Here is a 25,117-nt window from a genome sequence, read left to right on the forward strand (position 1 = left end):
CCCGAGGCGCCAGTGCTGCCGCCCCCAGAGATACAGCCGGCGCGGCCGGGTCATACCGCCGTCGTCCTTCACCAGTGAGCGAGTGCATGAGCCTCATAGTCCAGAAATTCGGCGGGTCCTCGGTGTCCGACGCCGAGGGCATCAAACGCGTAGCGCAGCGCGTGGTCGACACCCAAGCCGAGGGGCATCAGGTGGTCGTGGTCGTCTCCGCGATGGGTGACAGCACCGACGAGCTCCTCGACCTCGCAGCCCAGGTAAGCCCGGCGTCGTCGGACGCCCGCGAGATGGACATGCTGCTGAGCGCCGGCGAGCGCATCTCGATGGCGCTGCTGGCCATGGCGATCCACGCCATCGGCGCGTCCGCCCAGTCCTTCACCGGCAGCCAGGCCGGCATGATCACCGATGCGATCCACGGCAAGGCACGCATCATCGACGTCTCGCCCCACCGCATCCGGACGGCCATCGAGAAGGGCGACATCGCGATCGTCGCCGGGTTCCAGGGCATGAGCCGCGACAGCAACGACATCACGACACTCGGCCGCGGCGGATCCGACACCACCGCCGTCGCGCTCGCAGCAGCGCTGGACGCCGACGTCTGCGAGATCTACACCGATGTGGACGGCGTCTACACGGCCGATCCCCGCGTGGTCCCGTCCGCGCAGAAGATCGACACCATCTCGAGCGAGGAGATGCTCGAGATGGCCGCGTCGGGTGCCAAGATCCTGCACCTGCGCTGTGTGGAGTACGCGCGGCGCTTCGGTGTCCCCCTCCACGTACGCTCCTCCTTCAGCCACAACGAGGGGACCTGGGTACTGCCCAGCCCCGACGACCAGATCAAGATTCAAGAGGGAGAACCCTTGGAACAGCCCATCATCTCCGGTGTCGCCCACGACCGCTCGGAAGCGAAGGTCACGGTGGTCGGCGTGCCCGACATCCCCGGCAAGGCGGCTGAGATCTTCGGCATCGTCGCCGGTGCCAACACGAACATCGACATGATCGTGCAGAACGTGTCGACGCACGGTTCGGGCCGCACGGACATCTCCTTCACCCTGCCCATCGTGGACGGCGCCGAGGCCCTCGCCGCGCTCGGCGAGGCCCAGGACCGCGTGGGCTTCGAGACGGTCGACTACAACGAGAAGATCGGCAAGCTCTCCCTGATCGGCGCCGGCATGCGCTCCAATCCGGGGGTCTCCTACCGCTTCTTCCGGGCGCTGTCCGACGCCGGCGTGAACATCGACATGATCTCGACGTCGGAGATCCGCATCTCCGTGGTGACCGGCGCCGAGCTGCTCGACACCGCTGTCCGTGCCGTGCACGCCGCCTTCGAGCTCGACGGCGACGCCACCGCTACCGTCTACGCCGGCACCGGACGCTGACAGCACACGAAAAGGCCGGTGGATCGCTGATCCACCGGCCTTTTGTGTGCTGTCAGTCAGCCGCTGCTACTTGTTCCCGGTGGGCGTGGTCGCCTCGCGGGGACCCGTGAGGAGCTTGTCCGCCGGGTCGACGGTCGGGAGCTGGGCCTGGGCCTCGCCCTCCCCGTCGACGACGACCGTCGCGTACGTGACGATCGAGGACCCCGCGTAGGAGATGCGACCCACGTACGAGCCGGGCTCCAGCCCGGTCCAGGCCAGGGTCACAGCGCCCGTGCTGCCGTTCGCCAGGGCGAGCGGATTCGGGGTGAGCGTCGCGTTGTTCTCGTCAGCACCGAGGATGACGGCGTCGATCGTCCCGGTGGTCGTCCGCTCGTCCGGGCTGGCGTAGAGGTTCGCGAGGATGCGGTACGTGCCCGGCTGCGGATCCTCGATCGTGATCGTCTCGCTGGCGTCGGCCGTCGCGACCTCCTCCACAGCACCCGAGGGCGTCAGGACGAGCATGTCGAAGTCCGCCTGCGGGTCATCGGAGAGGACGGAGAACTTCGCGACCGGAGCGCCCTCGGGAACGGTGACGTCCTTGATGGCGTTCTCACCCACGTCGAGGCTGATGGCGGTCGAGTCGGCCTTGGACAGGCCTTCGAGCGTCATCTGGATCGGGGTGTTGGTGCCGGACGTGACCTCGAAGGTCCCGCTGCCGTCGGGGCCGGTGGAGTTGAAGGCGATCTCCTCCGGCGCGTTGAGCGCCTGGGGACGGACGGCAACGGGTGAGGTGACGTTGATGCCCTGTCCGGACCAGGTGAGCGATCCGGACGTGAACTGGCCGAACGGCGCACTCTGGTTCTCGAAGGAGACCTTGAACGTGCGGGTCTCCCCCGCGGCGCTGAAGTTGAGGACCGACGGGGTGACCGTGACGTCGACTCCCGGAACAGCTGCCGTTGCCCGGTAGAGGCCCGGTGTGACGGCGGTGACCGTGCGGGTCACCTCGGTGCGGCCGGTCAGGTTGCCGAGGCCGAAGGACGGGACGTTGGTGTCCCTCGCCGCGACGGGTGCGATGCCGTCGATGCCGAGGTCGACCCCGGTGCCCTGGATGAAGCTCAGGTAATCGTCGACGTCCTGGTCGTAGACCAGGCCCGGGCTCAGGACGGACGCCGGGTTGATGTGGCCCGCTCCCACGGCCAGTGCGTCGGTCTCGACGCCGCCGGTCGCGGTCTTCAGGGGGTATGCCGTGGTCATCATGGCGGACTTCACGGTTGCCGGGGACCACGCCGGGTTCTTGCCGAGCACCAGCGCGGCGAGCCCTGCGACGTGCGGGGATGCCATGGAGGTACCGGAGAGGAACCCGAACTGCGCGCCGTTCGAGCCGACGGTGGAGACACCCGCGAGGACGGCGACACCGGGAGCCGTGACGTCGGGCTTCAGGAGATCGGAGTCGGTCGCGAGGAGCGGACCGCGTGAGGAGAAGCCGGCGACCTGGGGTGCGGGAGGCAGGGGCTTGCCCGTGGTGTCCGTGGGCTGCAGTGCGACCGTGAGTGACGGGTTGGCCGCCACCTTCGCCTTGAGCTCGAGGGCCTCGGGGGCGTTGACGTGCACCGTGGGGACCGCGTGCCGGTCGGTGTCCGTCGAGGAGTCGACGAGGTTCACCAGGATCATCCCCACGCCGCCGCCGCGTGCCACCTCGGCACTCTTGGCGGTGCGGTCGACGACGCCGCGGTCGCAGACCACGATCTTGCCCGCGACCTTTGCGGGGTCCAGGGTGTTGGGGCCGCAGAGGCTCGGGCTGGCCGCGCCTGCTGCAGCAGCATCCAGCGCGAGGACGACAGGGCTGGCCGGAACGCCGCTGCGCATGATCGACGCTCCGCGGTACTTGGTGCCGTCGGAGAATTCGGCGGTGCCCTGGAGCTCATAGCTGAACGTGCTCGCGGCGACCGTGGTCATCCAGGGTGCGCCGTGGTTGACGGTGCTGGCCGTGGGGCCCGAGTTGCCGGCGGAGGCGGCGACGAAGATCCCGGCCGACGTCGCCGACAGGAAGGCGAGGGACACGGGGTCCGTCGTCGTGGTGGTGCTGCCCGAGATCGAGTAGTTCAGCACGTCCACGCCGTCGAGGATGGCCTGGTTGATGGCCGCGATCGACGCGGAGGAGTAGCAGCCACCGGTCGCAGGGTCGGTGTCCTCCCAGCAGGTCTTGTAGACGGCGAGCTTGGCTGCGGGTGCGACGCCGGAGGAGACGCCGAAGTCACGGCCGTCGACGGTCTGCGTGACGTCGGAGTTGCCCGCGGCGGTGCTCGCGGTGTGCGTGCCGTGGTTGTCGATGTCCACGGGGGAGATGACTTCCTGCGGTGCGCGCTTGTCCTCGGGGACGGTCGCGAGGAAGGACTCGGCGAAGTAGCGGGCCGAGAGCACCTTGGAGTTGCAGAGACTGCCGTCGAAGCCCTCGCCGACCTGGCACTCACCGATGAAGGTGGTGCCGTCCGACTTCAGCATCTCGATCTTGCCTGCCGCATTCAGGTAGGGCTCGCCGACCGCCGGCTGCTGGTTGCCCTTGAGCGGCTTGACCTTCTTGCCCGCGAAGAAGGGGTTGTCCGGGGAGTACCCGGTGTCGATCACGCCGACGACGGTGCCTGCTCCGGCATTCTTCTTGCCGCCGAACTGGCTCTTCCAGATGCCCTTGCCACCATCGAGCCCGAGGAAATCGATGCTCGAGTAGTCCGGGGCGTTCTCGACGTCGGGAGCGACAAGGAGGACCTCGTCGCTCTTGGCGAGTCCGATGGCCTGGTCCGCGCTGAGGTCCGCGGCGAAGCCGTTGATCGCGGCGGTGTAGGTGCGCTTGATCTCGACGTCCTTCTCGGCCGCGACCTCCTGCTGCCTGGTCTCGAGGAACTGCGAGTACTGCTGGACGTTGTCCGCTTCGGCGTCGAGCTTCGCGCCCTTCTCCGGCTTGGTCGGGGCGATGCCCTCGACGCCGCCTTCGTAGGTGGCGACGGGCTTGTCGGCGAGGACGACGATGTACTTGCCGGCCGGGTACAGCGCGGGGTCCAGCTCCTTGGCCGGCGCCTTCTGGGGTGTGACCGCAGTGGCCGGGGCAGGGGCGGCGAAGGCGGCAGGCGCCACGGCCGTCGATGTCACCAGTAGCGGCAGACCCAGAACGATGGCCGCGGCGGCTCGCAGGGTACTGCTGCCCTGCCCGGCTTTTCTCCGTTGTGTCATAGGAAGGTAGTGCCTCTCGTGAAAGTGCGGGCCGGCCATCGCCGTTCCCCCGGTGCTGTGGCCTCCCATGGAGGGCCGCGCTTGTGATGATGCTCACAGAACCACAACGGGCACAAATTTACCTCAGGCAACACTCACCCACCAGTCGCATTCGTGCCGGGATTCCACAAAGTGCTCAGGGTATTTACCAAGAGGGCGCCGGGTGATAATGGACGCGTGCCCGCAGAACTCCTGACCCGTCTTCCGCAGGCGGAGTGGCAGGATCGCGAGCGGCAGCACCGGGAACGCGTGGCCCGCTTCGCGGAGCCCTACCTGGACAGGCGCTCGCGCGGCGCGAAGCATCCGGTCGAGGACTTCCTGTTCACCTACTACAACCAGAAGCCCGGCCGGCTCCTGCGCTGGCACCCGGGAGCCGGCGTCGTCCTGGCCGGGCAGGCTGCCGACGTCCGCCGGGACTGGAAGTACTACGCGGCGGAGACCGACGGTGTCCGCGTCGACGTCGCCCGCTTCACGGCCGAGCGGGCCGAGGCGGTCGGTTTCGCCCGGCTGATCCTCGCGCGGACAGCTGCACGCCCTGCGCAGTTCGGCTGCTTCGGCCTCCACGAGTGGGCGATGGCCTACCGCTCCGCGACCAACGGCGTGCGCCACGAGTACCTGCGGCTGCGGCTCGGCGCGGAAGGAACGGACGACGTCGTCGACTCGGCGCGCATCCGCTGCACCCACTTCGACGCCTTCCGCTTCTACACGCCGGAGGCCGTACCGCTGAATGAGCACGCCCTCACGCGCCAGACCCAGCGGGACCTCGAGCAGCCGGGCTGCCTGCACGCCAACATGGACCTGTACAAGTGGGCGTACAAGCTCACCCCCCTCCTGCCGAGCGAGATCGTGATGGACTGCTTCGAGCTCTCCTGGCGCATCCGGACCATGGACATGCGGGCCTCACCCTACGATCTGGGCGCCTGGGGCTACACGCCCATCGCCATCGAGACGGCCGCGGGCAAAGCGGAGTACGTCCGCCTGCAGCGCGGCTTCGCGGAGGAGTCGCAGGCGCTCAGGGCACGGTTCCTGGGACTCCTCGACGGGGCACTCGGCGCACCCTAGCGGTCCGTCCGCAGGTCGTTCCGCCCGCGACGGGACGTGCCGCCGCCGTCCTTCGTTGACCTTCCACCAGCCGCTACGCTGGGAAGCCAGCCGAAGGGGACACCATGACATCCACCGTGCGATCGTCAGCACCAGCCCGATCCCGCCGTGCCGTCCTGGCCGTCGGGCTTCCCCTCGCCGTCCTCTCGCTCGCCCTCTCGGCGTGCACGCAGGGCGGACCGGCCGCCGAACCGACAGAGCAGGAGACCGCCGTGCAGTCCTCCACCCCCGACCCCTCGTCCGTGCCCACCCCGACGGCGGACGGCAGCCCGACCGCATCGGCACCGCCTGCAGCCTCCGCGACGAGCGCGGCGCTGAGCATCACCATCAAGCAGGACGCCGCCGCGGAACCCGTGCAGTACGTCCTCGAATGTGTCGACGGCGCACCCGGGCCCGCGTCCACGCTGCCGGGAGCCGAGGCCGCCTGTGCCGCCGTCGCAAAGCTCGGTGCGGAGTTCTTCACGGCGCGGCCCAACAAGGACATCATCTGCACGCAGCAGTACGGCGGCCCGCAGACGGCGAGCATCAGCGGCGAGATCGACGGCACCACCGTCCTGGCTGCTTTCGCCCTGACCGACGGCTGCGAGATCTCCCGGTGGGACAGGGTCCGTGACATCCTGGGAGCGCCTGGCGGCCAGTAGGGCGACCGGACGGGTGCGCCGTTAATCCCCGGTAGACTTGCAGGGCAAGCTCGCGGAGCGCCGGTGTCAACCCAGATACGGCGTGAGACGGCACTTCCGGGCTACTGCATTTAATGCTGGAACCCCCAGCACTTGCCGCTCACGCACAGGAGTTGCCGGATGCCCCGGATTGTTGTCGACGTCATGCCCAAGCCCGAGATCCTGGACCCGCAGGGTAAGGCGATCGCCGGAGCACTCCCGCGGATCGGCCTCACCGGCTTTGCCGGCGTCCGTCAGGGGAAGCGTTTCGAGCTGACCGTGGACGGTGAGGTCACCGAGGAGATCCTGGAGCAGGCCCGCCACGCCGCCACCACGCTGCTGTCCAATCCCGTCATCGAGGACGTCACGCGCGTGGAGGTTCTCGAGGAGGACGGCCAGTGAACACCTCGAACATCGAGACCCCCCTCATCGGCGGCCCCCAGCCGGTCGCCTCGAACAACGAGGACAGCCCACTCGACGGCGTGAAGGTCGGCGTGGTCACGTTCCCCGGCTCGCTCGACGACCGCGACGCCGTCCGCGCCGTCCGCCTCGCCGGCGGCAGCGCCATCCAGCTGTGGCACGGCGACCACAGCCTGCAGGACGTCGACGCCGTGATCATCCCCGGCGGATTCTCCTACGGCGACTACCTCCGCGCGGGCGCCATCTCGCGGTTCGCCCCGCTCATGGAGCAGATCACCGCGGCGGCGTCGGGCGGGGCCGAGGCCCTTCCCGTGCTCGGCATCTGCAACGGCTTCCAGGTCCTCACCGAGGCCCACCTGCTGCCCGGGTCGATGATCAAGAACAACTCCCTGCACTTCCTCTGCCGCGACCAGCGCCTGCGCGTCGAGAACGCGGACACGTACTGGACGTCGGAGTACACGGACGGCGAGGAGATCGTCATCCCGCTGAAGAACCAGGACGGCCAGTTCGTGGCGGACAACTACACCCTCGACGTGCTGGAAGGGGAAGGCCGCGTGGTCTTCCGCTACGTCGACGGCAACCCCAACGGCTCGCGCCGCGACATCGCCGGCATCTCGAACGTGGCGGGCAACGTCGTCGGGCTCATGCCGCACCCCGAGCACGCCGTGGAGGCCGGCTTCGGCCCCGATTCCTCGGCACGCGGCGAGGTCGGGGTCCGTGGCGGCACCGACGGGCTCGGCATCTTCACTTCGGTACTCAAGAAACTGGTGGGCTCGTGACCGCAGAGACAATGTCCAGGAAGTTCAACATCGACACGGTCGCGAACGCCGAGGCCACCCCCGGCCAGGCGCTCCCCTGGGCCGAGCTCGGCCTCAAGGAGAACGAGTACCAGCGCGTCGAGGAGATCCTCGGCCGCCGCCCCACGGGCGCGGAGCTCGCCATGTACTCGGTGATGTGGAGCGAGCACTGCTCCTACAAGTCCTCGAAGGTGCACCTGCGCCAGTTCGGGGACAAGGTCACCGAGGCCATGAAGGAACACCTCCTCGTGGGCATCGGCGAGAACGCCGGCGTCGTCGACATCGGCGACGGCTGGGCCGTGACGTTCAAGGTGGAGAGCCACAACCACCCCTCCTTCGTGGAGCCGTACCAGGGTGCGGCCACCGGCGTCGGCGGGATCGTCCGCGACATCATCTCGATGGGCGCCCGCCCGGTCGCCGTCATGGATCCGCTGCGCTTCGGTGCGATCGACCACCCCGACACCGCGCGCCTCGTCCACGGGATCGTCGCGGGTATCGGCGGGTACGGCAACTCCCTCGGCCTGCCGAACATCGGCGGCGAGGTGGTCTTCGACTCCGTGTACCAGGGCAACCCGCTCGTCAACGCCCTCGCGGTGGGCGTGCTGCGCCACGAGGACATCCGCCTCGCCAATGCTTCCGGCGCCGGCAACAGGGTGGTCCTCTTCGGCGCACGTACCGGCGGTGACGGCATCGGCGGCGCCTCAGTGCTGGCCTCGGAGTCCTTCGATTCCTCGAAGCCGTCCAAGCGCCCCGCCGTCCAGGTGGGCGATCCGTTCGCCGAGAAGGTGCTCATCGAGTGCTGCCTCGAGCTGTTCAAGGCCTCCGTGGTCGAGGGCATCCAGGACCTCGGGGCCGCAGGCATCTCCTGCGCGACGTCGGAGCTGGCGTCCAACGGCGACGGTGGCATGCACGTGGAACTCACCAACGTGCTGCTGCGCGATCCCTCGCTGACCCCCGGCGAGATCCTGATGTCGGAGTCGCAGGAGCGCATGATGGCCGTCGTGACGCCGGAGAACGTCGAGGCGTTCGAGGCGATCATGGACAAGTGGGCCGTGGAGTACTCCTGGCTCGGCGAGGTCACCGACACCGGACGCCTCATCATCGAGTGGGACGGCGAGAAGATCGTGGACGTCGATCCGCGCACCGTCGCCCACGAGGGCCCCGTCTACGAACGCCCGTACCATCGGCCCGAGTGGCTCGACGGCGTGCAGGCGGACATCTTCAGGCCCGAGCAGCCCGCGGACCTGCGTGAGGCCGTCCTCGAACTCATGGCATCGCCGAACATGTGCGCGAAGAACTGGGTGACCGACCAGTACGACCGCTACGTGCAGGGCAACACCGCCCTCGCCATGCCCGACGACGCCGGCGTGGTCCGGGTCGACGAGGAGACCGGCCTCGGCGTCGCCATCTCGACGGACGCCAACGGCCGCTACTCCTACCTGAACCCGTACGAGGGCGCGCGCCTGGCCCTCGCCGAGGCGTACCGGAACGTCGCGACCTCGGGCGCCGATCCCCTCGCCGTCACCGACTGCCTGAACTTCGGCTCCCCCGAGGACCCCGAGGTGATGTGGCAGTTCGCCGAGACCGTGCGCGGCCTCGCCGACGCGTGCCAGGAGCTCGGCGTGCCCGTCACCGGCGGCAACGTCTCGCTGTACAACCAGACCGGCGGCGTCGCCATCCATCCCACCCCGGTGGTCGGCGTGCTCGGCGTGTTCGACGACGTCGCGCGCCGCACGCCGTCCGGCTGGCGGGAGGACGGCCAGGCCGTCTACCTGCTGGGTACGACGGCGGCGGAGCTGGACGGATCCGAGTGGGCGAACCTGCGCGGCCACCTCGGCGGGCAGCCCCCGGCACTGGACCTGACCGTGGAGAAGACGCTCGGGGCGATCCTGGTGAACTGCTCGCGCGACGGCATGATCGACGCCGCGCACGACCTCTCCGAGGGCGGCCTCGCAGCCGGCCTGAGCGAGATGGCGCTGCGCTTCGGTGTGGGTGCCCGGATCGGGCTCGACGAGCTGTGCGAGCGCGACGGCATCGACGCGTTCACGGCGCTGTTCAGCGAGAGCCAGGGGCGCGCCGTCGTCAGCGTTCCCCGCTCGGAGGAAGTGCGCTTCAACGACATGTGCACCGCGCGGAACTTCCCCACCATGCGCATCGGGGTGGTGGACACGGAGAACCAGGCGCTCGACGTGCAGGGCTACTTCACCCTGCCGCTGCAGCAGCTCCGTGAGGCGCATGAGGGGACCCTGCCGAAGTACTTCGGCTAGTACCGGCCCTGTCCGACAGGAGGCCGCCGCCCGATCGGGTGGCGGCCTCCTGTCGTCCCGGCGCCGTTCACGGGCACCGCCCGGTCCCAGCACGCTCCACGGAGCTACCCGGCAGCTACCCCGGCACGAACCGGTAGCCCATGCCCGCCTCGGTCAGCAGGTGCCGGGGTGCGCCCGGATCGCGCTCGAGTTTCTTGCGGAGTTGCCGGATGTACAGGCGGAGGTAACCGGAGTCCCTGACGTGCTGCGGGCCCCATACCTCGGTCAGCAGGATCTCCTGGGTCACGAGGCGCCCCGGGTTGAGCATGAGCGTCTCCAGGAGCCTCCATTCGGTGCGGGTGAGGTGGATGTCGGCGCCGTCCACCGTCCGGACCACGGTCTTCGCCACCAGGTCCACGCGGACGTCACCGAAGCTCGCGCCCGCCTCCTCCCGGACAGGGGTCCGGCGCCGCGTGAGGGCACGCACCCGCGCAAGGAGTTCGTCGGTCAGGAAAGGCTTGGTGACGTAGTCGTCCGCACCGGCATCGAGCGCCTGGACCTTGTCGACCGAGTCCGCCCTGCCGGAGATGACGAGGATCGGTACCGTACTCCAGCCCCTGAGCCCGTGGATCACGTCGATGCCGCCCAGCTTCGGCATGCCGAGATCCAGCACCACGAGGTCGGGGTGGTGCTCGGCCGCGCGCCGGAGGGCGGCGGCACCGTCACCGGCCGTGACGACGTCGTAGTCCGAGGCCGTGAAGGTGATGCTGAGGGCACGCAGGATCTGCGGATCGTCGTCCGCGATGAGGACCTTCATGCGGCGGACACGCCCGCAGCGCTCGGGTCGCCGGAGTCCGTTCGCGGCGCGTGCCGCAGGGACACGACGGAGGTGAGTCCGCCGCCCGGGGTGTCCTCGAGGGTCAGCCGTCCGCCCATGCCCTCCACGAACCCGTGCGCCAGTGCCATCCCGAGCCCGAGTCCGGTGTCGTTGTCGGTGTCGCCGAGCCGTTGGAACGGCAGGAGCACCTGGTCCTTGCGGTCGTCTGGGATGCCGGGTCCGTGATCGATGACGCGCAACTCGGCGCGGCCGCCGAAATCACTCACCGACAGCACCGGCGGCACCGGGCCGGCGTAGCGAGCCGCGTTGGCGAGCAGGTTCACGAGTACGCGCTGCAGCAGGACAGCGTCGGCCAGGAGCAGCGGCGATTCGGCGGGCAGCTCCAGCTCGACGTCCCCGGGTCCGAGGTCCAGCTCCTCGAGCGCCGGCAGGATGACGTCCTCCGCCCGCACGGCTTCCAGCACGACGCCGAGCACGCCGGCCTGGATCCGGCTGGCATCGAGCAGGTCCGTGACGAGCTCGGAGAGGGTGCCGAGGCTTTGCTCGGCGGTTTCGAGCAAAGCGCCCTGCTCCGCGGGCGTGAAGGTGATGTCGGCCGACGTGAGGCTGGTGACGGCCGTGGTCGCGGCGGTCAGGGGCCGGCGGAGATCGTGACCGACGGCGGCGAGCAGGGCGGTGCGGACGCGGTCCGCCTCGGCGAGCAGACCCACCTCCCCTGCGGTGCGGGACAGTTCGCGGTACTCGAGCGCGGCGTCGATCTGCGCCGTGATGACGGCGAGCAGGCGACGATCCGCAGCAGCGAGGGTCCGTCCCTCGAACTCCAGGACGGCCCGCTCCCCCACCGGCACGACGACGGGTTCCACCGTGGACCGGGCCGCGTACGGAGAGGTGTGGTCTGCTGTCGGCGGCAGGGACCTCTCCTCGTGCAGGAGGGATCCGTCGGGCGCGAGCAGGCGGGCGGCATCGAGCCCGAAGGCCTCCCTTGTGCGTGCCACGAGGGCCTGCAGGGTGTCCTGGCCGCGTAGCACTCCGCCCGCGACGGTCGCCAGCAGCTCGGACTCGGCGGCGGACCGGGACGCTGCGCGCGTACGCCGTGCCGCCTGGTCGACGACGTAGCTGACGAGGACGGCATTGACGATGTAGAGGGCCAGCGCGGTGAAGTGCTCCGGCTCTCCGATGGTCAGCGTGCGGACAGGCTCGATGAGGAAGAAGTCCAGGGCCAGTCCGGACAGGACCGCGGCGAAGAGCGCCGGCCAGATGCCGCCGATCAGCGCCACGACGATGACGAGCAGCTGGTAGCCGAGGACGTTCCCCGTGATGGAGTCCTCACTGCGGAATGCCGTGAGCACCGCTGTCAGCAGCGGACCGCACAACACCGCGACCAGGGCCCCGAGCAGCCGGCGCCGCCGGGACAGCGCTCCACCGGCATGCGGCAGTGCGAACGTGCTTCCGGCGGAGGCATGGTTGACGATGTGGACGTCGATCTCCCCGGACTCCCGAACCACGGTGGCCCCGATGCCCGGGCCGGTCAGGAGCGCCGCGAGGCGCGAGCGGCGACTGACGCCGATGACGAGCTGGCTCGCGTTGGCTCCCCGGGCGAACTCGACCAGCGCCTTCGACGTCTGCTCACCGACCACCTCGTGGAAGGTCCCGCCGAGTTCCTGCACGAGCACACGCTGCGCGGAGAGCTCTGCGGGATCCGCGGTGCGAAGTCCGTCCTGACCGGTGACGTGCACCGCGAGCAACTGACCGCCGGCCGAGCGTGAGGCGATGCGCGCGCCGCGTCGCAGCAGCGTCCGCCCTTCAGGCCCGCCGGTGAGCGCGACGACGACCCGCTCGCGTGCCTCCCACGGGTCGTCGATGCCCTGCTCCGCACGATACCGCTGGAGCGCACTGTCCACCTCGTCGGCCAGCCAGAGGAGGGTGAGCTCCCGCAGCGCGGTGAGGTTGCCGACCCGGAAGTAGTTGGAGAGCGCTGCGTCGATCCGACCCGAGGGATACACGCAGCCCTCGGCGAGCCTGCCCCGCAGCGCCTCCGGGGCCAGATCCACGACCTCGACCTGCTCGGCGCGGCGCAGCACCTCATCCGGGATGGTCTCCCGGTGCGGGACCCCCGTGATGCGTTCGACGACGTCGTTCAAGGAGTCGATGTGCTGCACGTTGACGGTGGACATCACGTCGATCCCGGCATCCAGGAGCGCCTCGACGTCCTGCCACCGCTTCCGGTGCGCCGTCCCCGGGGCGTTCGTGTGCGCCAGCTCGTCGACGAGCGCCACCTCGGGTGCGCGGGCCAGTACGGCGTCGAGATCGAGGTCCGTCAGGGGCACACCCCGGTGGTCCTGGCTGCGGCGCGGAAGCACCTCGAGTCCGTCGAGCATGGCCTCCGTGGCGGCCCGGCCATGCGTCTCGACGACGGCGACGACGACGTCGTGCCCTTCCGCGCGCAGCCGCCGGCCCTCCTCGAGCATCGCGTAGGTCTTCCCCACGCCGGGGGCTGCTCCCAGGAACACCCTCAACCGGCCTCGCGTCATGGCCTAAGTGTCCAGCCGGGCGAGGTCGATGTTCAACTCGACCACGTTGACGGACGGCTCGCCGAGGTAGCCGAGGTCCGGGCCCTGGGTGTTCGCCTCGACCAGCGCCTGGATCTCGGCTTCGACGAGCCCACGTTCAGCCGCGACGCGGGGCACCTGGAGGCGTGCGTACTCGGGGCTGATGTGCGGATCGAGGCCCGAGGCGGATGCCGTGAGCGCGTCCGCCGGGACCTCCGACGGGTCCACGCCCTCGAGTCCGGCGACCGCGCTGCGCCGTTCCTCGATGGCCGCTACCAGGTCGGGGTTCTCGGGGCCGAGGTTGCTGCCACCGGAGGCGGCGCCGTCGTACCCCTCACCAGCAGCGGAGGGCCGTGACTGGAACCATCCGGGCAGGGCCGCACCGGCTCCGTCGGTGAATTCCTGGCCGATCAGTGCGGATCCGACGGTGACGCCGTCGAGCACGAGGGGTTGCCCGTGGGCGCGGTCCCTCACCGTGACCTGCGCGAGTCCGGTGACCGCGAGCGGGTACGCGACTCCGAGGACGAGCGTGAGGAGGACGAGGGCGCGGACGGCGGTGCCGAGTTGGCGGAGGGTATTGCGGGAGGAGGACATGGTGGCCTTTGCGGGTGGGCGGAGGGGTCAGAAACCCGGGAGGAGGGAGAGCACGAGGTCGATGGCCTTGATGCCGATGAACGGTGCCACGATCCCGCCGAGCCCGTAGACGAGGAGGTTCCGGTTGAGCGTGCTCGATGCCGACGCCGCGCGGTACTTCACGCCGCGCAGTGAGAGCGGGATCAACGCGATGATGATCAGCGCGTTGAAGATCACCGCCGAGAGGATCGCCGAGGACGGCGAGTGCAGGTGCATGACGTTGAGGGCTTCGAGGCCGGGGAACGCCCCGATGAACATGGCGGGGATGATCGCGAAGTACTTGGCGACGTCGTTGGCGATGGAGAAGGTGGTGAGTGCCCCGCGCGTGATCAGGAGTTGCTTGCCGATCCTGACGATGTCGATGAGCTTCGTGGGATCGGAGTCCAGATCCACCATGTTCCCGGCCTCCTTCGCGGCCGAAGTGCCGGTGTTCATCGCGACGCCGACGTCCGCCAGTGCGAGGGCCGGCGCGTCGTTGGTACCGTCGCCGGTCATGGCGACGAGGGCACCTCCTTCCTGTTCCTTGCGGATCAGGCGCATCTTGTCCTCGGGCGTCGCCTCGGCGAGGTAGTCGTCCACGCCGGCCTCCGCCGCGATGGCCTTGGCAGTCAGCGGGTTGTCACCGGTGATCATGACCGTGCGGATACCCATGGTGCGCAGTTCCGCGAAGCGCTCGGGGAGCCCCTGCTTGACGACGTCCTTGAGGTGGACCACACCGAGGACCCGGGCGGTGCCGGCCGTGCCGCGGACGGCAACCACCAGAGGCGTCCCGCCGAGCTGCGAGATGCGCTCGACGACGCCGTCCAGTTCGGCCGTCGCCCCGCCCCGGGCGGTGGAGACCCAGTTCCGCACCGCGCTGCCGGCACCCTTGCGGACGCTCGATCCGTCCGGGAAGTCGACACCGCTCATCCGGGTCTGCGCGGAGAACGGCACCACGGTCCCGTCGACGGCGTAGCGGATGAAACCCTCCGAGACCGCGAGGTCCACGATCGATGTCCCCTCGGGCGTCGGGTCGCTCAGGGACGACTGCGCCGCTGCAGCGACGAGCTCGTGCCGCCCGGCCCCGCCGACCGTGATGAAATCGCTGGCCCGCCGGTTGCCGTACGTGATGGTGCCCGTCTTGTCGAGCAGCAGCGTGGTGACGTCACCGGCAGCCTCGACGGCGCGCCCCGACATCGCGAGCACGTTGCGCTGCACGAGCCGGTCCATGCCCGCGATGCCGATGGCGGAGAGCAGTGCGCCGATGGTGGTCGGGATCAGGCAGACGAGCAGGGCCACCAGGACCGGCACGCTCACCGAGACGTTCGAGGAACCGGCGATCGGATTGATGGTGAGGACCACCACGGTGAAGACGATCGAAAGGGTGGCGAGGAGGATGTCGAGGGCCACCTCGTTCGGCGTCTTCTGCCGTTGGGCTCCCTCCACGAGCCGGATCATGCGGTCCACGAAGCTGTCCCCCGGCCTGCTCGTGATCCGCACGACGATCCGGTCCGAGAGCACGCGCGTGCCGCCCGTCACCGCGGACCGGTCGCCTCCGGACTCGCGCACCACGGGAGCGGACTCGCCGGTGATGGCCGACTCGTCCACCGACGCTATCCCCCAGATGATCTCGCCGTCACCCGGCACGAGGCCGCCGGCCTCGATGATCACGATGTCGCCGAGGGTGAGGTCCGAGGAGGGCACCTCGGCGATCGATGCCTCGAAGGCGCCGGCGTCGGCGTCCGTGTAGTCGCGAACGACCCGCGCCGTCGTTCCCGTCCGTGCCTGGCGGAGGCTGGACGCCTGTGCCTTGCCGCGCCCCTCGGCCACCGACTCCGCCAGGTTCGCGAACAGGACCGTGAGCCAGAGCCAGACGGCGATGAGCCAGGAGAACGACGCCGGGACCTCGCTTCCACCCGATGCCTGCGGTCCGCCCAGGAACGGCTCGGCGACGGCGACAGCGGTGATCAGGACCGCGCCCACCTCGACGATGAACATGACGGGGGTACGGAACATCTGGCGCGGGGCCAGCTTGCGGAAGGCGCCGGGCAGGGCTTCGAGGAGTTGGGCGGCGGAGAACGCCGGGGCGGGAGCCGTCGCCGGTTCCCGGCGCTGAGGAGTGGGACTGTCGCTGCTGCCGGCAGCCGGTCGGGTGATGGTGGACATGGTCTAGAGCAATCCTTCCGCGAGGGGACCCAGTGCGAGCACGGGGAAGAAGGTGAGGGCGGTGACGATGACGGTGACGCCCACGAGCAGGGCGACGGACTGCACGCGGTCGGTGGGCAGCGTTCCCGCCGTGGCGGGCACCCCGTCCTGCGCCGCGAAGGAACCCGCGAGCGCGAGGACGAAGACCATGGGCAGGAAACGCCCCAGGAGCATGGCGACCCCGAGTGCCGTGCTGAGCCACGGCGTGCTGGCCGTGAGCCCGGCGAAGGCCGATCCGTTGTTGTTGGCCGCGGAAGTGAAGGCGTAGAGCACTTCGGAGAGGCCGTGGAGCCCGGGATTCAGGATCGAGGTGCCTTCGATGTCCGTACGGAGGGCGGGTACCAGGAAGCTCAGTGCCGTTCCCGCCAGCACGAGGACCGGCATGGTGAGGACGTAGAAGCTCGCGAGCTTGATCTCCCGCGCGCCGATCTTCTTGCCGAGGTACTCGGGCGTGCGTCCTACCAGGAGCCCGGAGATGAAGACGGTGACGACGGCGAGCACGAGCATGCCGTACAGTCCCGAGCCGACGCCCCCCGGAGCGACCTCGCCGAGCATCATGTTGATCAGCGGGAGCATGCCACCGATCGCCGTGTAGCTGTCATGCATCGAGTTCACGGCACCGGTCGAGGTGAGTGTGCCGGCGGAGGCGAACAGGGTGGATCCTACGACGCCGAACCGCTGCTCCTTGCCCTCCATCGCCGCTCCCGCGGCCTGCGGCGCACTTCCGTGGGCGGCGAGTTCGGCCAGGGTCGCGGCGGTCAGTGACAGCAGGAAGAGGGCTGCCATCGCTCCGAGGATCACGTAGCCCTGGCGGCGCTGACCCACCATCGTGCCGAAGGTGCGCGGCAGGCTGAAGGGGATGGCGAGCATCAGGATCACCTGCAGCACGCTGGTCCAGGGTGAGGGGTTCTCGAACGGGTGGGCGGAGTTCGCGTTGAAGAAGCCGCCGCCGTTGGTGCCGAGCATCTTGATCGCTTCCTGGGACGCGACAGGTCCTCCGGGAAGGGTCTGTTCGGCACCCGTCAGCGTGGTGACCGTGGTGAACCCGTCGAGGTTCTGGACGACACCGCCCGCGAGGAGGAGGATCGCAGCCAGGACGGCACCCGGCAGCAGCACCCTCAGCAAGGCGCGCGTCAGGTCCACCCAGAAGTTGCCGAACGTGCCGCTTCGACGGGAGGCCAGTCCCCGCACGAGGGCGACCGCGACGGCCAGGCCGACAGCGGCGGACACGAAGTTCTGCAGCGCGAGGCCGGCCATCTGCACGGCGTAGCCCATGGTGGCCTCCGGCGAGTAGGACTGCCAGTTGGTGTTGGTCACGAAGGAGGCCGCGGTGTTGAAGGCAAGCCCCTCGGGCACGGCCGGCAACCCCAGGGAGTAGGGCAGCACGGCCTGCGAGCGCTGCATCAGGTAGACGAGCACGACGCCGAGGAAGGAGAAGGCGAGGATGCCGTTGAGGTAGGAACGCCAGGACTGGTGCGACGCGGGATCCACGCCGAGCGCGCGGTAGAAGCCGCGTTCGATCCGCAGGTCCTTGGGACTGCTGAACGTGTGCGCCAGGTAGTCGCCCAGCGGGCGGTGCAGCAGCGCGAGCACGACGACGACGGTCAGGAGCGGCAGCACGGCCGCCGTGAGGGTCATCAGAAACGCTCCGGGCGCACGAGCGCGTAGACGAGGTAGCCGAGGGCTGCGACGCCGAGCGCCGCCGCGATCAGGTCGAAGGCGATCACAGCCCGTCCACCGCCCGGGCGATCAGGGCAACCGACCCGACCAGGGCCGCGATAGCGAGGAGGAAGACGACATCAAGCACAGGGGACTCCATCGGAGTGCGGTCCGCCGGGCTTGCTGCCGGGCGGGTGCCTTCGGGCACGAGCTCGATTACATACCCCGCAGCCCGCCCGACCACCGATCCTTACGGTTTCCTCACGGCGGGCGCACGAATCCCTACGCGTTCTTGATGCCGCCACCATCGGCACAGCGACCGGCTGCCGGCGGCGCCCCGGGCCGGTGACCGGCGCCGGTCAGGCGCCGCCCGCCAGCTCCCGCGCCGCCTTCACATACCGCGACAGGACATACCTCTGCGTCAGCCGGGTCACCGGTGCAGCGAGCCGGAACGCCAGGCCGGCCGGCACGCTGTACGCGGAGCAGATGAACAGCAGCCGGTTGTCCGCGGTCAGCTCCGCGTAGAAGCCCTCCTCGCCGCGCACGGGATGGCCCGGCAGCGTCCCGTAGCCGAAGCCCCCGCGCTGGCCGGGAACCGCCCTGCCCGCGCCGTCGAGGTGGGGGCGCCTTGCCCAGATCACCCGACAGGGCGCCTTGATGCGGGCCGGGCCGACACCGAACCCGGACACGACCCGGGCGCCGGGCACGGCCCCTTCGGCGTCGGACTGCATCGTGAGCCCGGCGCGCCGGTGCAGCTCCCACCCCAGGATGCCCTCGCTGAGGGCCACGAAGGCGGCCGAGGGATCGCCGCACGGGATCTCGTGGGACTCGACCATCACGGTGTACCCGGAAGGCCAGGAGCCCTCGAACGGCTCCGGGAAGGGCCTGTCCGTCGCACCCCGCTCCTCGTACGTGAACTGCTCCATGCGTGTGCCTTCCCGTCGGTGTGCGGAGACCGGGACGCCGCCGTCGTCCGCGGGAGCCCCCGGTCCAACCTACTGGAACACCGCAGGGCGGGAACCGGCGCAGAAGGCGCTCAGCAGTGGCAGGATGGAGGTCCAGACCGGCATGGACGCAGCTATGGCGACCGCCCCGCCGATCCGACAGGAAAGCGGGAGCACCATGGCACCAGGAACAGGCAAGTCCCCCAGGGGTGCCGCCGACACGGCCTCCGACGCCGCAGAGGAGGCCGTGAACTCGAAGAGCTTCGAACTGGCCGCGCGTGCGGGGTACATCGCGGCGGGCATCCTGCACTTCCTCATCGGGGTCATCGCGCTCGGACTGGCGAACGGCGGCTCCGGGAGCGCGGACCAGAGCGGAGCGATCGGCCAGCTCGCGGCGAACCCGGGCGGGACCTTCCTCCTGTGGTTCTGCTTCATCGGGTGCCTCGCCCTCGCCCTGTTCCAACTCGGCGACGTGTTCTTCGGCGCGACGTCGCTCAGGGGCAGGGACAGGCTCGTCGCCCGTCTCAAGAGCGGCGGCCAGGCCGTGGTCTACGCGGCCATCGGAGTGACCTTCGGGCGGTTCGCGATGGGCGGCTCGAGTGACAGCAGCAGCAGCACGAGTTCGCTCAGCGCCTCGCTCATGTCCAACCCGGCCGGTGCGGCACTCCTGCTCGCCGTCGGCCTCGGCATCCTGGCGGTCGGAGGCTACTTCGTCTACAGCGGCGCCACCCGACGGTTCCTCAGGAAGCTCTCGGGCCTCCCCGCCGGCACGCCGGGCCGCGCCGTCGCCGTGCTCGGCGCCGTGGGGTACGTCGCCAAGGGAATCGCCCTCGGGGTCCTCGGGATCCTCGTCGTGGCCGCCACCGTGACGCACGACCCCGAGAAGTCGACAGGGCTCGACGGCGCCCTCAAGGCCCTGCGCGACCAGCCCTTCGGTCCCTGGCTCCTCGGCGCCGTGGCACTGGGCCTCATGGCCTACGGCGTCTTCATGGTGGTGCGGTCCAAGTACCAGAGGATGTAGCTAGAGGCCCAGTGCAGGCGCCTCCATGGCGGGGCAGGTGTCCATGACGACGTCGAGCCCGGCCGCGGCGGCGCGTGCTGCGGCGTCCTCGTCGATGACCCCGAGCTGCAGCCACACCGCCCTGGCGCCGACGGCGATCGCCTGGTCGACCACATCGCCCACCCGGGAGGAGTTGACGAAGCAGTCGACGACGTCGATGGGTCCCGGGATGTCCGCGAGGCGCGTGTAGCCCTTCTGCCCGTGGACGTCGTCGCCCTTCAGGCTGACCGGGACGATCTCCATCCCGAGGCCGTCCATGAGATAGCGCGAGACTCCGACGGCAACCCGGCGCGGATTGTTGGACAGCCCCACCACCGCCCACCGCCCCGGCTCGCTCAGGAGCCTCCGAATCACCTGCGGATCGTTCTGGTGTGCCACGGTGCCTCCTGTTCCTCCACGGATTGTTACAGCCTTTGTTACATGCCCCATTTTGCTCCTCGAGGACCCCGGGCGTTTCATAGGAGTGACCATCCCGAGCGGCCGAGAGACCTGGATCGATGAAGCCGCAGCAACCCTGGTTGTCCGTATATCCCTGATCACGGGCAATATCGAGGTTCGAGCCACGGGAACCACCGCACGCGGTGGCGAAGGCTCGTTCCGTAGGGTGCTACCGCCAGGACCGATGGAGACACCATGACCGCAGTTCTGGCACCAGGCAGCACCCACCCCCACCACAAGCAGGCCCTCGGCGTTCGCTTCTCCGGCCTCGGGCGCAGTTTCGGATCCTCGGACAACCGGCGCGTCGTGCTCCGGGACGTCACCGTGGAGGTGGAGCCGGGCGAGATCCTCGCCATCCTCGGGACCAGCGGATGCGGCAAGTCCACCCTCCTGCGAGCCGCTGCGGGTCTCGACGTGCCCGACGCCGGCAAGGTCCTGATCGACGGGACCCCGGTCTCCGGGATCGACGAACGCTGCGCCGTCGCCTTCCAGGAACCCCGGCTGCTCCCCTGGCACACGCTGCAGGCCAATGTGGCCATCGGACTGCCGAAGTCCTCGAGCGCCAGCGCCGGCAAGGCCAAGGTCCTCGAGCTGCTGAAGCTCGTGGGCCTGGACACCTTCGCCAAGCACCGACCGCGCGAAGTATCCGGCGGCATGGCCCAGCGCACCTCGCTCGCCCGTGCGCTCGCCCGGAACCCGGGCGTGCTGCTGCTCGACGAGCCCTTCGGCGCACTGGACGCCCTCACGCGCATCAAGATGCAGGACCTCCTCCTCGATATCCACCGCGCCCAGCCCACCACGGTGCTGCTCGTCACGCACGACGTCGACGAGGCGCTCCAGCTCGCCGACCGCATCCTCGTCCTCGGACGGGGCGACGGTGACGAGCCGGGATCCACCATCGCCGAACTCGTCACGGTGCCGGCCGCCCGTCCGAGGGACCGCAACTCCGCCGAGCTCGGGAGGCTCCGCAGTTCACTGCTCTCCCTGCTCGGCGTCACCGGGCACTAGCCCGGCCTTCCCACCGCACCCCCTGGCGCCGTCGCCCCGCCGCGGCGCAATCCTGTCTCCCCCTTTCGCACCATCCACCGAAGGACCACCATGAACCGCCGCGCCCTCCTGCCCACCCTCGCCCTCGCCACCGTACTCTCGCTCAGCCTCAGCGGCTGCCTGGCCGGCGAGAACGCCTCCGACACCGAGGCGGTCGCGGCCGGTGAAGCCACCCAGGGCGGCACGCTCAACATCGACTTCGCCACCTACAACCCGCTGAGCCTCATCATCAAGGAGCAGGGCTGGCTCGAGGACGAGCTCGCCGACCAGGACATCACCGTCAATTGGGTGCAGTCCGCCGGCTCCAACAAGGCCAACGAGGCGCTGCGGGCCGGTGCGATCGACGTCGGATCCACCGCCGGGTCCGCCGCGCTGCTCGCCCGCTCCAACGGCTCCCCGATCAAGGCCATCGACATCTACTCGCAGCCCGAATGGGCAGCCCTCGTGGCGCTTCCGGACTCCGGCATCACGAGCGTCGAGGACCTGCGCGGCAAGTCCGTGGCGGCGACCCGCGGCACCGACCCGTACTTCTTCCTCCTCCAGGCCCTCGAGGCCGCGGGCGTGGAGCAGTCCGAGGTCACCATCGAGAACCTGCAGCACGCGGACGGCCGCGCGGCCCTGGCCAGCGGCGCGGTCGACGCCTGGTCCGGCCTCGATCCGATCATGGCCGCTGCGGAGCAGGACGGCGCCCAGCTGTTCTTCCGGGACATCGACTTCAACTCCTACGGCTTCCTCAACGCCACGGAGGACTTCCTGGCCGAGAAGCCCGACGTCGCCCAGACCGTGGTCGACGCCTACGAGAAGGCACGCGAGTGGGCCAAGGAGAACCCGGAGGAGACCGCTGCGATCCTCGCGGGGGTCGCGGGCATCGACCAGGCCGTGGCCAACTCCGTGATCATCGAGCGCACCAACCTCGACGTCGACCCCGCGCCGGGCGACGCCCAGCGCAGCGTCCTCGAGAAGATCGGTCCCGTCTTCGTGGAGACCGGTGACGTGCAGAGCCAGGAGCAGATCGACGAGGCCCTCGATACCCTCTTCGACGCCTCGCTTGTGGAGAAGGCGGACCCCGCCACCATCGGTTCCGATTCATGAGTGCTGACCACGCAACCCCGATCAGCAAGCAGGGCATGGAGGCTATCGGGTCGTCCGTGACGGGGGAGGGAGCCCTCACACGCGACCAGCGGGTTCGCGGGGCGGCCGGACGGCGCGTGGTCATCGTGCTGCTCGGGCTCATCGTCCCGGCGCTGATCCTGCTCGCCTGGCACCTCAGCACCGCCTCGGGCTTCTTCCGGCCGTCGCAGCTCCCCTCGCCGGCGTCGGTCCTCGCGGCCGCGGTGGACCTCGTCGAGCGCGGCCAGCTCGCCACCCACATCCTGATCTCCACGCAGCGGGTCCTCCTCGGGTTCCTCCTCGGATCCCTGCTCGGGGTCCTGGCCGGCGCACTGCTGGGCCTCTCCCGCATCGCGGACGTCCTCCTGACCCCGACCGTCGGGGCGCTCCGCGCGGTCCCGTCCCTGGCGTGGGTCCCGCTGCTGGTCCTCTGGATCGGCATCAACGAGGACTCGAAGGTCACGCTGATCACCATCGGTGCGTTCTTCCCCGTGTTCACCACGCTCTACCTCGGGCTGCGCCACGTGGACCGCAACCTCGTGGAGGCCGCGCGGGCCTTCGGGCTGGGCGGCATCCGACTGCTCACCACGGTGCAGCTCCCCGCCGTCGTTCCCGCCCTGTTCTCCGGCCTGCGGCTCGCACTCGCGCAGTCCTGGCTGTTCCTCGTCGCGGCCGAACTCATCGCCTCGTCGATGGGACTCGGCTTCCTGCTGACGGACTCGCAGCAGAACGGCCGTGTGGACCGCATCATCCTCGCCATCATCCTGCTCGCCGTGATCGGCAAGACCACCGACGCCCTCCTGGGCATCGCCGAGCGCTGGGCGGTGCGCCGATGGGCGTAGGCACGACGACGCCGGACGGGCAGGCCGCTCCTCAGGACGACGCCGAACGGCTGGCGTTCTGGGCCGAGCAGGCCGCCCGGCTCGAGTGGCAGGACCGCTGGGACACCCTGCACAGCTTCGAGAAGGCGACCCCCCAGGAGGACGGGACGCTCAGCGTCCCCGTCATCGAGTGGTTCTCCGGTGGCACGCTCAACGTCGCCGCCAACTGCGTGGACCGCCACGTGCGGGCCGGTCGGGGTGACCGCGTGGCCCTGCACTTCGAGGGCGAACCGGGTGACCGCCGCACCGTCACCTACGCGCAGTTGCAGGACGAGGTCTCACGGGCCGCGAACGCACTGCTGGCCCTCGGCATCGGCAAGGGCGACCGCGTGGTCATCTATCTCCCGGTCCTCGTCGAGACGGTCGTGGTCACCCTCGCCTGCGCCCGGATCGGCGCCGTGCACTCGCTGGTGTTCGGCGGGTTCTCGGCGGAGGCGCTGCGCTTCCGGGTGGAGGACACCGGGGCCAAGCTGCTCGTCACCACCGACGGGCAGTACCGCCGGGGTACGGCCGTGCCCGTGAAGGAGAATGCCGACGCCGCGGTGTCCGGCACCAACGCCATCGAGCACGTGCTCGTGGTGCGCCGCACCGGTTCCGACGTCAGCTGGACCGAAGGCCGCGACGTCTGGTGGCACGACGTCGTCGACACCGCGTCACCGCACCACGAACCGGAGGCGTTCGACGCCGAGACGCCCCTGTTCATCATGTACACCTCGGGGACCACCGGGAAGCCGAAGGGCCTCGTGCACACGTCCGGCGGCTACCTCACGCAGGCGTCGTGGAGCTTCGAGCACCTCTTCAGCAATCCCGATCCGGCCCTGCGGGACCGCGACGTCCACTGGTGCACCGCGGACCTCGCCTGGGTCACCGCGCACACCTACGAGCTGTACGGGCCACTGTCCAACGGTGCCACGCAGGTCCTCTTCGAGGGCACCCCGAACACGCCGCACCCGGGACGCCACTTCGAGATCATCGAGCGCTACGGCGTCACGAGCTACTACACGGCCCCGACCCTGGTGCGCTCGCTCATGGGCTGGTTCCCGGACGGTGTCCCGTCCGGGTACGACCTCTCGAGCATCCGCGTGCTCGGCACGGTCGGCGAAGCGGTGAATCCCGAGGCGTGGCGCTGGTTCCGCAGGCACCTCGGCCGCGACGAGGTGCCTGTGGTGGACACCTGGTGGCAATCCGAGACCGGCGCGACCGTCCTCTCCCCCAGCCCCACCGACTCCGACTTCAAGCCCGGGTGCGCCGCCAGGTCCCTTCCGGGCGTCAGTACCCGGATCGTCGACGAGGAGGGCCGCCCGGTTCCTCCCGGCGTCCAGGGGCTGATCGTCGTCGACCGCCACGGACCGGCCATGGCGCGCACGGTCTGGGGTGATCCGCAGCGCTACCTGGACTCCTACTGGCGGAAGTTCGCCGCCGAGGGCTGGTTCCTCGCGGGCGACGGCGCGCGCTACGACGACGACGGCGACACCTGGATCCTGGGCCGCGTCGACGACGTCATCAACGTCTCGGGACACCGCCTGTCCACCATCGAGATCGAGTCGGCGCTCGTGGCGCACCCGCTCGTGACCGAGGCCGGGGCCTGCCCGATCACCGATCCGCTGACGGGTCACGCCATCGCGGCCTTCGTCGTGCTCGCCGCGGGCGCGGATCCGACGGCGGACGTCCAGTCCACGCTGCGTGCCCACGTCGCGAAGGCCATCGGGCCGATCGCGCGGCCCTCCGCCGTCGTCGTCGTGCCCGATGTACCCAAGACGCGGTCCGGCAAGATCATGCGGCGCCTGCTGACGCAGCTCTACGAGGGCTCCGCGCTCGGGGACACCACGTCCCTGCAGAACGAGGGGTGCATCCCCGGCATCCAGGACGTCCTGGCCGGGCGGCGCTGACGAGGCGGTCGGCCGAAGAGGCTCCTTGGATGGGGGTCGGTTA

Annotated in this window: 21 protein-coding genes; 11 read left to right on the forward strand and 10 right to left on the reverse strand. The window is 69.8% G+C overall.

Annotated features, from left to right (window positions below):
• Positions 1-86: 86 nt before the first annotated feature.
• Positions 87-1,376 carry an aspartate kinase gene (locus tag AC1MFI_RS03565; RefSeq protein ID WP_479819721.1) on the forward strand — a complete coding sequence of 430 codons (1,290 nt, stop codon included), beginning with the start codon at positions 87-89 and terminating at the stop codon, positions 1,374-1,376.
• Between the two features lie 66 nt (positions 1,377-1,442).
• Here the strand turns inward: AC1MFI_RS03565 and AC1MFI_RS03570 are convergent, their stop codons facing one another.
• A complete protein-coding gene (locus AC1MFI_RS03570) occupies positions 1,443-4,580 on the reverse strand; it encodes a S8 family serine peptidase (protein WP_479819723.1) in 3,138 nt (1,045 codons plus the stop codon).
• Between the two features lie 216 nt (positions 4,581-4,796).
• On the opposite strand from AC1MFI_RS03570, the gene AC1MFI_RS03575 reads away from it, so the two are divergent.
• The 5 genes from AC1MFI_RS03575 to purL all read left to right on the forward strand — a co-directional run bounded on the left by AC1MFI_RS03575 (position 4,797) and on the right by purL (position 9,863).
• Positions 4,797-5,681 (forward strand): 3-methyladenine DNA glycosylase, encoded by an 885-nt coding sequence (locus tag AC1MFI_RS03575; RefSeq protein WP_479819725.1) that lies wholly within the window; start codon positions 4,797-4,799, stop codon positions 5,679-5,681.
• 104 nt (positions 5,682-5,785) lie between these two features.
• Positions 5,786-6,361 carry a serine protease inhibitor gene (locus tag AC1MFI_RS03580; protein ID WP_479819727.1) on the forward strand — a complete coding sequence of 192 codons (576 nt, stop codon included), beginning with the start codon at positions 5,786-5,788 and terminating at the stop codon, positions 6,359-6,361.
• Between the two features lie 159 nt (positions 6,362-6,520).
• Positions 6,521-6,781: a phosphoribosylformylglycinamidine synthase subunit PurS gene (purS, locus tag AC1MFI_RS03585; RefSeq protein ID WP_479819729.1), complete on the forward strand. Its 261-nt coding sequence runs from the start codon at positions 6,521-6,523 to the stop codon at positions 6,779-6,781.
• Complete coding sequence (gene purQ, locus AC1MFI_RS03590) at positions 6,778-7,578, forward strand: phosphoribosylformylglycinamidine synthase subunit PurQ (protein ID WP_479819730.1); 801 nt, start codon at positions 6,778-6,780, stop codon at positions 7,576-7,578. Before purS ends, purQ begins: the two co-directional genes overlap by 4 nt.
• Positions 7,575-9,863, forward strand: coding sequence for a phosphoribosylformylglycinamidine synthase subunit PurL (purL, locus tag AC1MFI_RS03595; RefSeq protein WP_479819732.1), 2,289 nt, complete (start codon positions 7,575-7,577; stop codon positions 9,861-9,863). The genes purQ and purL overlap by 4 nt, the downstream gene beginning before the upstream one ends.
• Positions 9,864-9,978: 115 nt before the next feature.
• Here the strand turns inward: purL and AC1MFI_RS03600 are convergent, their stop codons facing one another.
• The 8 genes from AC1MFI_RS03600 to AC1MFI_RS03635 all read right to left on the reverse strand — a co-directional run bounded on the left by AC1MFI_RS03600 (position 9,979) and on the right by AC1MFI_RS03635 (position 18,631).
• The gene (locus AC1MFI_RS03600) at positions 9,979-10,659 is read right to left on the reverse strand and encodes a response regulator (RefSeq protein ID WP_479819734.1); all 681 of its coding nucleotides are present in this window, start codon (positions 10,657-10,659) and stop codon (positions 9,979-9,981) included.
• Entirely contained in the window at positions 10,656-13,211 is a 2,556-nt protein-coding gene (locus AC1MFI_RS03605) for a DUF4118 domain-containing protein (RefSeq protein ID WP_479819735.1), read from the reverse strand. The genes AC1MFI_RS03600 and AC1MFI_RS03605 overlap by 4 nt, the downstream gene beginning before the upstream one ends.
• A gap of 3 nt (positions 13,212-13,214) precedes the next feature.
• The gene (gene kdpC / locus AC1MFI_RS03610; RefSeq protein ID WP_479819737.1) at positions 13,215-13,823 is read right to left on the reverse strand and encodes a potassium-transporting ATPase subunit KdpC; all 609 of its coding nucleotides are present in this window, start codon (positions 13,821-13,823) and stop codon (positions 13,215-13,217) included.
• 27 nt (positions 13,824-13,850) lie between these two features.
• On the reverse strand, positions 13,851-16,007 hold the full coding sequence (gene kdpB / locus AC1MFI_RS03615) for a potassium-transporting ATPase subunit KdpB (RefSeq protein WP_479819739.1): 2,157 nt from the start codon (positions 16,005-16,007) through the stop codon (positions 13,851-13,853).
• Between the two features lie 3 nt (positions 16,008-16,010).
• Positions 16,011-17,684, reverse strand: a complete 1,674-nt coding sequence (gene kdpA, locus AC1MFI_RS03620) for a potassium-transporting ATPase subunit KdpA (protein WP_479819741.1) — start codon at positions 17,682-17,684, stop codon at positions 16,011-16,013.
• Positions 17,684-17,773 carry a K(+)-transporting ATPase subunit F gene (gene kdpF, locus AC1MFI_RS03625; protein ID WP_479819742.1) on the reverse strand — a complete coding sequence of 30 codons (90 nt, stop codon included), beginning with the start codon at positions 17,771-17,773 and terminating at the stop codon, positions 17,684-17,686. Before kdpF ends, kdpA begins: the two co-directional genes overlap by 1 nt.
• Positions 17,770-17,949 carry a hypothetical protein gene (locus AC1MFI_RS03630; RefSeq protein WP_479819744.1) on the reverse strand — a complete coding sequence of 60 codons (180 nt, stop codon included), beginning with the start codon at positions 17,947-17,949 and terminating at the stop codon, positions 17,770-17,772. Before AC1MFI_RS03630 ends, kdpF begins: the two co-directional genes overlap by 4 nt.
• A gap of 115 nt (positions 17,950-18,064) precedes the next feature.
• Entirely contained in the window at positions 18,065-18,631 is a 567-nt protein-coding gene (locus AC1MFI_RS03635) for a DUF1990 family protein (RefSeq protein ID WP_479819745.1), read from the reverse strand.
• Between the two features lie 196 nt (positions 18,632-18,827).
• Here AC1MFI_RS03635 and AC1MFI_RS03640 point away from each other — a divergent pair, with 196 nt between their 5' ends.
• Positions 18,828-19,670: a DUF1206 domain-containing protein gene (locus AC1MFI_RS03640; RefSeq protein ID WP_479819747.1), complete on the forward strand. Its 843-nt coding sequence runs from the start codon at positions 18,828-18,830 to the stop codon at positions 19,668-19,670.
• On the opposite strand, the gene AC1MFI_RS03645 is transcribed toward AC1MFI_RS03640, so the two are convergent.
• Positions 19,671-20,087, reverse strand: a complete 417-nt coding sequence (locus AC1MFI_RS03645) for a CoA-binding protein (protein WP_479819749.1) — start codon at positions 20,085-20,087, stop codon at positions 19,671-19,673. It lies immediately after the preceding gene.
• Between the two features lie 255 nt (positions 20,088-20,342).
• Between AC1MFI_RS03645 and AC1MFI_RS03650 the strand changes: the two genes are divergently transcribed.
• The 4 genes from AC1MFI_RS03650 to acs all read left to right on the forward strand — a co-directional run bounded on the left by AC1MFI_RS03650 (position 20,343) and on the right by acs (position 25,074).
• Positions 20,343-21,155, forward strand: a complete 813-nt coding sequence (locus tag AC1MFI_RS03650) for an ABC transporter ATP-binding protein (protein WP_479819751.1) — start codon at positions 20,343-20,345, stop codon at positions 21,153-21,155.
• Positions 21,156-21,245: 90 nt separating this feature from the next.
• The gene (locus tag AC1MFI_RS03655) at positions 21,246-22,286 is read left to right on the forward strand and encodes an aliphatic sulfonate ABC transporter substrate-binding protein (RefSeq protein ID WP_479819752.1); all 1,041 of its coding nucleotides are present in this window, start codon (positions 21,246-21,248) and stop codon (positions 22,284-22,286) included.
• The gene (locus AC1MFI_RS03660) at positions 22,283-23,146 is read left to right on the forward strand and encodes an ABC transporter permease (RefSeq protein WP_479819754.1); all 864 of its coding nucleotides are present in this window, start codon (positions 22,283-22,285) and stop codon (positions 23,144-23,146) included. The genes AC1MFI_RS03655 and AC1MFI_RS03660 overlap by 4 nt, the downstream gene beginning before the upstream one ends.
• Positions 23,137-25,074, forward strand: coding sequence for an acetate--CoA ligase (gene acs / locus AC1MFI_RS03665; RefSeq protein WP_479819756.1), 1,938 nt, complete (start codon positions 23,137-23,139; stop codon positions 25,072-25,074). The genes AC1MFI_RS03660 and acs overlap by 10 nt, the downstream gene beginning before the upstream one ends.
• Positions 25,075-25,117 lie beyond the last annotated feature (43 nt).

This window comes from Arthrobacter sp. BC5 (genome assembly GCF_056680255.1).